Origin of the sequence: Hyphomonas sp. UBA4505 (genome assembly GCF_002388685.1) — a bacterium.
Classification (GTDB): domain Bacteria; phylum Pseudomonadota; class Alphaproteobacteria; order Caulobacterales; family Hyphomonadaceae; genus Hyphomonas.
The window spans coordinates 103,950-112,007 of sequence record NZ_DGMZ01000005.1 but is presented as its reverse complement, the minus strand read 5'-3'; the positions used below and the strand labels follow the sequence as shown (position 1 = coordinate 112,007).

Here is an 8,058-nt window from a genome sequence, read left to right as displayed (position 1 = left end):
TCGGGCCTCTCCTTTATTCAAATACCGAGCCGGGAACCGGCCTCAATTGTTTACGAACCAGCGACGTCCGAGATGATCTTCTGCGCTTCAGCACGCGGCACTTCATCATAGTGATTGAAGAGCATCGTGAACTGGGCGCGGCCCTGCGACATGCCGCGAAGGTCGGACACATAACCGAACATGTTGACCAGAGGGACAAAGGCCTTGACCACAACGGCGTTGCCGCGCGGCTCGGAGCCCTGGATCTGGCCACGGCGAGAGTTCAGGTCGCCGATCACATCGCCCATATAGTCTTCCGGAGTGACAACTTCCACTGCCATGACCGGTTCCATCAGGCGCGGATCGCCCTGCCCCTTCAGTTCGCGGAACGCAGCGCGGGCTGCGATCTCGAATGCGAGGACCGAGGAGTCGACATCGTGGAACGCACCGTCTGTCAGCGTGGCTTTGAAATCCGTCACCGGATAGCCAGCCAGCAGGCCGTTTTCCTTGGCACTTTCCAGGCCTTTTTCGACGCCCGGGATGTATTCCTTCGGAACAGCACCACCGACAATCTTGCTTTCGAAGATGAAGCCCGAACCCGATTCCAGGGGTTCGAAGTCCAGCTTGACGCGCGCGAACTGACCGGTACCGCCGGACTGTTTCTTGTGCGTGTAGTCGATCTGGGCAGCGCGGCCGATCTTCTCACGATAAGCCACCTGTGGCTGACCGATATTGGCCTCAACCTTGAATTCGCGCTTCAGACGGTCGATCAGGATGTCGAGGTGAAGCTCGCCCATGCCTTTCATGATCGTCTGGCCGGATTCGAAATCGGTCTCGACACGGAAGGACGGATCTTCTGCAGCAAGGCGCTGCAGGCCAACCGACATCTTTTCCTGGTCAGCCTTGGTTTTCGGCTCAACCGCGATCTCGATCACCGGATCCGGGAAGGTCATGGTTTCCAGAACGACCGGCTTGTTCGGATCACAGACCGTGTCACCCGTGGTCGTTTCCTTCAGGCCGGCAAGCGCAACAATGTCACCTGCATAGGCTTCGGTGATCTCGTCCTGCTTGTTGGAGTGCATCATGACCATACGGCCGACGCGCTCCTTCTTGCCCTTGGTCGAGTTCATGAAGCTGTCGCCCTTGGACAGCGTACCGGAATAGATACGCGTGAAGGTCAGCGTGCCCATGTAAGGGTCGTTCATGATCTTGAAGGCAAGACCCGAGAATGGCTGCGAATCATCTGCGCGGCGCTCGATATTGCGGACTTCGTCTTCGTCGCCCGGGGCAAAGCCCATATAGGCCGGCACGTCGAGCGGCCCCGGCAGATAATCGATGACAGCGTTCAGCATTGGCTGCACGCCTTTGTTCTTGAACGCAGAACCCGCCATGACCGGCACGAACGACATGGACAGCGTGCCCTTGCGGATCAGTGACCGCAGGGTGGCTTCGTCAGGCTCGTTGCCTTCCAGATAGGCTTCCATGGCCGCGTCGTCCATTTCGACGGCGATCTCGATGAGCTCGGCGCGCATCTGTTCGGCTTTTTCCTTCAGGCTGTCGCGGATTTCGCGCACGACCCAGCTTGCGCCGAGGTCTTCACCTTCCCAGACCCATTCCTTCATGGTGACCAGGTCGACATGGCCTTCCAGCTCGGTCTCAGCGCCGATTGGCAGCTGGATCGGAGCCGGGATCGCACCAGTGCGATCCTTGATCATGTGAACACAGTTGAAGAAGTCTGCGCCGATCTTGTCCATCTTGTTGACGAACACGATCCGCGGAACCTTGTAGCGGTCAGCCTGACGCCAGACCGTTTCGGTCTGCGGCTCAACACCGGCGTTTGCGTCGAGCACGCAAACTGCGCCGTCGAGCACGGCCAGGGAGCGTTCAACTTCGATCGTGAAGTCAACGTGTCCGGGCGTATCGATGATGTTGAAGCGGAACTTGGCTTCGTCAGCCGTGTCGCCATAAATGCCGGTTGGGTTTACGCCGTCCTCGGTGCGGAACCAGAACGTCGTGGTCGCAGCCGACGTGATCGTGATGCCACGCTCCTGCTCCTGCTCCATCCAGTCCATTGTGGCAGCGCCATCGTGGACTTCACCGATCTTGTGAGATTTACCGGTGTAATAGAGAATGCGTTCAGTCGTGGTCGTTTTACCAGCATCGATGTGAGCCATGATGCCGAAGTTACGATAACGATCCAGCGTATATTCGCGGGCCATGAGATATACCTTCGTGTCTGGTTTCCGGGAGGAAGTTCGGAGCGATTTTCGGGCGCGTTACCCGCAATCGCTCCGCAGTTCCAGTGCTGATTACCAGCGGTAGTGTGAAAACGCCTTGTTGGCGTCTGCCATGCGGTGGGTGTCTTCCCGCTTCTTCACGGCATTGCCGCGGCCCTGAGAGGCATCCATCAGTTCGCCAGCAAGGCGCTCACGCATGGTGTTCTCATTGCGGCCAGCGGCAGCAGCGGCCAACCAGCGAATGGCGAGAGCCTGACGGCGCTCGGTGCGGACTTCAACCGGAACCTGGTAGGTGGCACCACCGACGCGGCGCGAACGCACTTCGACGGACGGAGCAACAGCTTCCAGGGCTTCATGGAAAACTTCAACCGGGTTCTTCTTGGCGCGGCCTTCGACCAGGTCGAACGCACCATAGACGATACGTTCGGCAACGGACTTCTTACCGTCGCGCATGATCTGGTTCATGAACTTCGAGACAATGATGTCCTTGAACTTCGGATCAGGAAGGACTTGGCGCTTCTCAGCAGAGTGACGACGAGACATGCTTCGGCTTCCTTACTTAGGCTTCTTCGCACCATAGTGCGAACGGCGTTGCTTACGGTCTTTGACGGGTTGGGTATCCAGGGCACCACGCACGATGTGATAGCGCACGCCCGGAAGGTCTTTCACACGGCCGCCGCGGATCAGCACAACAGAGTGCTCCTGCAGGTTGTGGCCTTCGCCCGGAATATAGCACAGCGATTCGAAGCCGGACGTCAGGCGCACCTTGGCCACTTTACGAAGCGCGGAGTTCGGCTTCTTTGGCGTGGTTGTGTAGACGCGCGTACAAACGCCGCGACGCTGTGGGCAAGCCTTGAGGGCCGGTGTCTTGGTACGCGTCGGCTTTGGCTGACGCGGTTTGCGAATAAGCTGTTGAATCGTTGGCATTCGGGCCTTCTGTCTCTTTTGATCTCAGTGGCCCGATGGGCCGGTAACGAATGATGCCCCGAATGCCGAGAATGGCTTCCGGGACGGACGAAAACTTGGGGGCCAGATTGACCGAAACCGCCTGTTCCGGTGCGGCAGTCAGCCTTTTCAAGCCTTCTACCTCTCTGACGATTGGTGGCGTTTAAGCCTCTCAGGGGCTGGCGTCAAGGGCGGCGTGCTGTCTGGCTACAGCTGTTTCGGTCCCGTCACGGTCTGCCTAAAACGGCAATCCGATCTGCTGGACGCATGCAGCCTCTTCAATGGTCCCCTGCCCGGCCCGCAAGCGGGCCTCCAATGCGGCCAGTTCAGGGTCTGTCACATCGCCTTCCGCAGAGGCAAAATCACCGAATCTGAGCAACTCACGACAGTCCGCCCGGGCCCAGCCATCCAGTGCCAGGAAGCCGATCAGCCCGATTGCCAGCGCCGCGCAGGCGGCGCCGATCAAATCCTTGCGATCAAAATGCGTGCGGCGCATGGCGCTCCCCGTTCAGGCTCCTGTTCAGGCTTTCTGTCTGGTTCAGACCTAGGCCCGAAACGCAGGAAAGCCTGCCAAGACTGGCAGGCTTTCCCGAATGGTACAAGCTGGAGGCCCGGCCTATTCGGCGGAGGTTTCCGGCTCTGGTGCCGGCAGCGCGGCCGTCGTTTCCAGCGCTTCCTGCTCCTTGGCCGCCGCAGCAGCACGCTTGGCACGAAGCTTCTGGTCGCGATCGCCAGCAACCCGGCGGAACTGGCGGATACCACCGCCCGTACCCGCTGGGATCAGGCTGCCCACGATGATGTTCTCCTTGAGACCTTCCAGCGTGTCGATCTTGCCCATGAGGGCCGCCTCGGTGAGGACGCGGGTCGTCTCCTGGAACGAAGCTGCCGACAGGAAGCTGCGGGTCTGCAGGGAGGCCTTGGTGATACCAAGCAGGAGCGGGTTGGCTTTCGCCTCGACCTGGTCCTTCTTGCGGGACTTGCGCACCGCTTCATTGGCCTGTTCGAACTCGATCACGTCGACATGCTCGCCCTTGATCAGTGCTGTGGAGCCCGGATCAGTGATCTCGACCTTCTGCAGCATCTGACGCACGATCACTTCGATGTGCTTGTCGTTGATCGGCACGCCCTGCAGGCGATAGACCTTCTGCACTTCGTCGATCAGGTAATTGGCGAGCGCCTCAACGCCCAGCGTCAGCAGGATGTCCTGCGGGGCCGGGTTACCGTCCATCAGGTATTCACCGCGCTTGATGAAGTCCCCGTCCTGAACGGCAAGGTGCTTGCCTTTCGGCACCAGGTAATCGATCTGCTCGCGATCTTCCTCCAGCGGAACGATCGAGACGCGACGCTTGTTCTTGTAGTCGCGACCATAGACGACCTTGCCGTCCACTTCCGCGATGATTGCGTGGTCCTTCGGACGACGCGCTTCGAACAATTCGGCCACACGCGGCAGACCACCGGTGATGTCCTTCGTCTTCGCACCACCGGTCGTGACACGTGCAATCGTGTCACCGGCAGAGATCGTGTCACCATCGGCAACCGACAGGATCGCGCCCACGGACAGCAGGTAGACCGCATCGGAACCATTCGGCAGCTTCACCGGCTCGCCATCCTTGCCGATGATCTGAACCGACGGCTTGATGTCTGCCGACTTGATAGCCGAACGCCAGTCAATGATGACGCGCGAGGAGATGCCCGTCGCTTCATCGGTTTCTTCACGGACAGACACGCCGTCGATCACATCGACCAGTTTGATCTGGCCTGTGACTTCCGAAACGATCGGCTGGGCAAACGGATCCCAGTCAGCGAGCAGCGTACCGGCAGGCACTTTCTGGCCATCGGTGACCATCAGGCGCGTACCATATGCCGGGCGGAAAGACTGACGGGTACGGCCATCGGCGTCCACCAGTTCCACCTGCATGCGGCGGCCCACCACGATCAGCGACTTGTCCTTGCGGGCAACGATCTCGGCATCCTTGAAGCGGATCGTGCCTTCGAAGCTCGATTCCACCGAGGACTGGTCTGCCACCTGGGCCGCACCACCAATGTGGAACGTCCGCATGGTCAGCTGGGTACCCGGCTCACCAATGGACTGGGCCGCGATGACACCAACGGCTTCGCCGCGGTTGACCACGGTGCCGCGTGCAAGGTCGCGACCATAGCACTGGACACAAATGCCGTTCTTGGCTTCGCAGGTCAGGGCCGAACGGGCCTTGATCATGTCTACGCCGGCTTTCTCGATCGTATCGGCCAGTTCCTCGTCGATATAGGTATTGGCCGGAACGACCAGTTCGCCTTCGACATTCTTCACGTCCACGGCCGTGACACGGCCAAGGATGCGCTCAGCCAGGGAGACGACCACGTCGGCACCTTCCAGGACAGCAGCGATGTCAATGCCGTTTTCCGTGCCGCAATCATCTTCGTTGATGATGCAGTCCTGGGCCACGTCAACGAGACGGCGGGTCAGGTAACCCGAGTTTGCCGTTTTCAGAGCCGTATCGGCCAGACCCTTACGGGCACCGTGCGTCGAGTTGAAGTATTCAAGGACGGTCAGGCCTTCCTTGAAGTTCGAGATGATCGGCGTCTCGATGATTTCACCCGATGGCTTGGCCATCAGGCCGCGCATACCGGCCAGCTGTTTCATCTGGTTCTTCGAACCACGTGCACCGGAGTCGGCCATCATGTAGATCGAGTTGACCTGCGCCTTCCGGTCACCCTTGGCAACCTGTGCCTCAGCCGCCGAATCCATCATGGCATCAGCCACTTTGTCGGTACAGGTCGACCAGGCGTCGACCACCTTGTTGTACTTCTCACCACGCGTGATGAGACCGTCAGCATACTGGCGTTCGTACTCGGAGACCTGCTCCTTGGTGGCGTCGACCAGTTTCTGCTTGGCGGCCGGGATGACCATGTCATCCTTGCCGAACGAGATGCCGGCCTTGCAGGCTTCACGGAAGCCCAGCTCCATCATCTTGTCACAGAAGATCACCGTCGCCTTCTGGCCACACAGGCGATAGACCTCGTCGATGATCTTGGAGATCGTCTTCTTGGTCATCGTCGTGTTGACGAGGTCAGGCTGGATGCCTTTGAAGCGCGGCAGGATGTTGGCGATCATGAAGCGACCCGCGGTCGTGTCGATCACACGGCGCCATGGATTGCCCTCATCATCAACGCCTTCATACATGGCCTTGATCTTGGAGTGCAGGCTGATGTGGCCATTATCGATGGCCTGTTCGATCTCTGCCACGTCGGTGAACATCATGCCTTCGCCAACTTCGCCATCGCGATCCAGCGACAGGTAGTAGAGGCCGAGGACGATATCCTGGGACGGAACAATGATCGGCTTGCCGTTGGCAGGCGACAGGATGTTGTTGGTCGACATCATCAGGACGCGGGCTTCCAGCTGGGCCTCAAGGCTCAGCGGCACGTGCACGGCCATCTGGTCACCATCGAAGTCAGCGTTGAACGCGGCGCAGACCAGCGGGTGCAGCTGGATGGCCTTGCCCTCGATCAGTTTCGGCTCGAACGCCTGGATGCCGAGACGGTGCAGCGTAGGCGCACGGTTCAGCAGAACCGGGTGCTCACGGATGACCTCGTCCAGGATATCCCAGACTTCCGGCTTTTCCTTTTCGACCAGCTTCTTGGCCGCTTTCACGGTGCCAGCGAGGCCCTTGGCGTCGAGACGCGCATAGATGAACGGCTTGAACAGTTCCAGCGCCATCTTCTTCGGCAGGCCACACTCGTGCAGCTTCAGGCTTGGGCCAACCACGATGACCGAACGGCCGGAATAGTCGACGCGCTTGCCGAGCAGGTTCTGACGGAAGCGGCCCTGCTTGCCTTTCAGCATGTCGGACAGCGACTTCAGCGGGCGCTTGTTGGTGCCCGTGATCGTACGGCCGCGACGGCCATTGTCGAACAGGGCGTCAACGGATTCCTGCAACATCCGCTTTTCGTTCCGGATGATGATGTCCGGCGCGCGAAGTTCCATCAGGCGCTTCAGGCGGTTGTTCCGGTTGATCACGCGGCGATAGAGGTCGTTGAGGTCGGAGGTCGCAAAGCGGCCGCCATCCAGCGGGACCAGCGGGCGCAGATCCGGTGGAATGACCGGGATCACGTGCAGGATCATCCATTCCGGCTTGGCGCGCGATGTCAGGAAGGCATCGACGACTTTCAGCCGCTTGGACAGTTTCTTGGTTTTCAGTTCGGACGTGGACTCAGCCAGCTCTTCGCGAAGCGTCTCGGCCAGAACCGGCAGGTCCAGCGCCTGCAGCAATTCGCGGATGGCCTCGGCACCGATCATGGCGGTGAACGCGTCCTCGCCAAGCTCGTCCTGCTTGTCCATGTATTCTTCTTCGGTGAGCAGCTGACGCGGCTCCAGCTCGGTCAGGCCCGGCTCGATGACGATATAGCTTTCGAAGTAGAGCACGCGCTCCACATCTTTCAGCGCCATGTCGAGCAGCGCGGAGATGCGGGACGGCAGCGACTTCAGGAACCAGATGTGCGCGACCGGCGCAGCCAGGTCGATGTGGCCCATCCGCTCGCGGCGCACGCGCGCCAGCGTCACTTCAACGCCGCACTTCTCACAGGTGATGCCGCGATACTTGATGCGCTTGTACTTGCCGCAAAGGCACTCATAGTCCTTCGTTGGGCCGAAGATACGGGCACAGAACAGGCCGTCCCGCTCCGGCTTGAAGGTCCGGTAGTTGATGGTTTCAGGCTTCTTGATCTCACCTGACGACCAGGACCGGATCTTTTCCGGGCTGGCGATAGAGATACGGATCGCCTCAAAAGTTGGCGACGGGGTATTCGGGTTGAAAATGCTGGCGACGTCCTGGCGCATGGGTGTCTGCTCCTTGGGTGGGCGGTTGTTTCGGGGCTGGCGGGCCCCTGCCCTATGAAA

General features: G+C 59.9%; 5 protein-coding genes. All 5 read right to left on the bottom strand.

The window, feature by feature from the left end; genetic code table 11:
- Nucleotides 1–50: 50 nt before the first annotated feature.
- The 5 genes from fusA to rpoC all read right to left on the bottom strand — a co-directional run bounded on the left by fusA (nt 51) and on the right by rpoC (nt 7,998).
- Complete coding sequence (gene fusA / locus B3527_RS03775) at nt 51–2,198, bottom strand: elongation factor G (RefSeq protein ID WP_034812521.1); 2,148 nt, start codon at nt 2,196–2,198, stop codon at nt 51–53.
- Nucleotides 2,199–2,288: 90 nt separating this feature from the next.
- On the bottom strand, nt 2,289–2,759 hold the full coding sequence (gene rpsG, locus B3527_RS03770) for a 30S ribosomal protein S7 (RefSeq protein WP_034812523.1): 471 nt from the start codon (nt 2,757–2,759) through the stop codon (nt 2,289–2,291).
- 12 nt (nt 2,760–2,771) lie between these two features.
- Nucleotides 2,772–3,143 (bottom strand): 30S ribosomal protein S12, encoded by a 372-nt coding sequence (rpsL, locus tag B3527_RS03765; RefSeq protein ID WP_027837380.1) that lies wholly within the window; start codon nt 3,141–3,143, stop codon nt 2,772–2,774.
- Nucleotides 3,144–3,399: 256 nt separating this feature from the next.
- A complete protein-coding gene (locus B3527_RS03760) occupies nt 3,400–3,657 on the bottom strand; it encodes a hypothetical protein (RefSeq protein ID WP_290478507.1) in 258 nt (85 codons plus the stop codon).
- Nucleotides 3,658–3,777: 120 nt separating this feature from the next.
- On the bottom strand, nt 3,778–7,998 hold the full coding sequence (gene rpoC, locus B3527_RS03755; RefSeq protein WP_206992487.1) for a DNA-directed RNA polymerase subunit beta': 4,221 nt from the start codon (nt 7,996–7,998) through the stop codon (nt 3,778–3,780).
- Nucleotides 7,999–8,058: the final 60 nt, after the last annotated feature.

Excerpts from the sequence above, each read along its gene's own strand:
- rpoC (WP_206992487.1), bottom strand. The coding sequence starts at position 7,998 with ATGCGCCAGGACGTCGCCAGCATTTTCAACCCGAATACCCCGTCGCCA.
- B3527_RS03760 (WP_290478507.1), bottom strand. The coding sequence starts at position 3,657 with ATGCGCCGCACGCATTTTGATCGCAAGGATTTGATCGGCGCCGCCTGC.
- rpsL (WP_027837380.1), bottom strand. The coding sequence starts at position 3,143 with ATGCCAACGATTCAACAGCTTATTCGCAAACCGCGTCAGCCAAAGCCG.
- fusA (WP_034812521.1), bottom strand. The coding sequence starts at position 2,198 with ATGGCCCGCGAATATACGCTGGATCGTTATCGTAACTTCGGCATCATG.
- rpsG (WP_034812523.1), bottom strand. The coding sequence starts at position 2,759 with ATGTCTCGTCGTCACTCTGCTGAGAAGCGCCAAGTCCTTCCTGATCCG.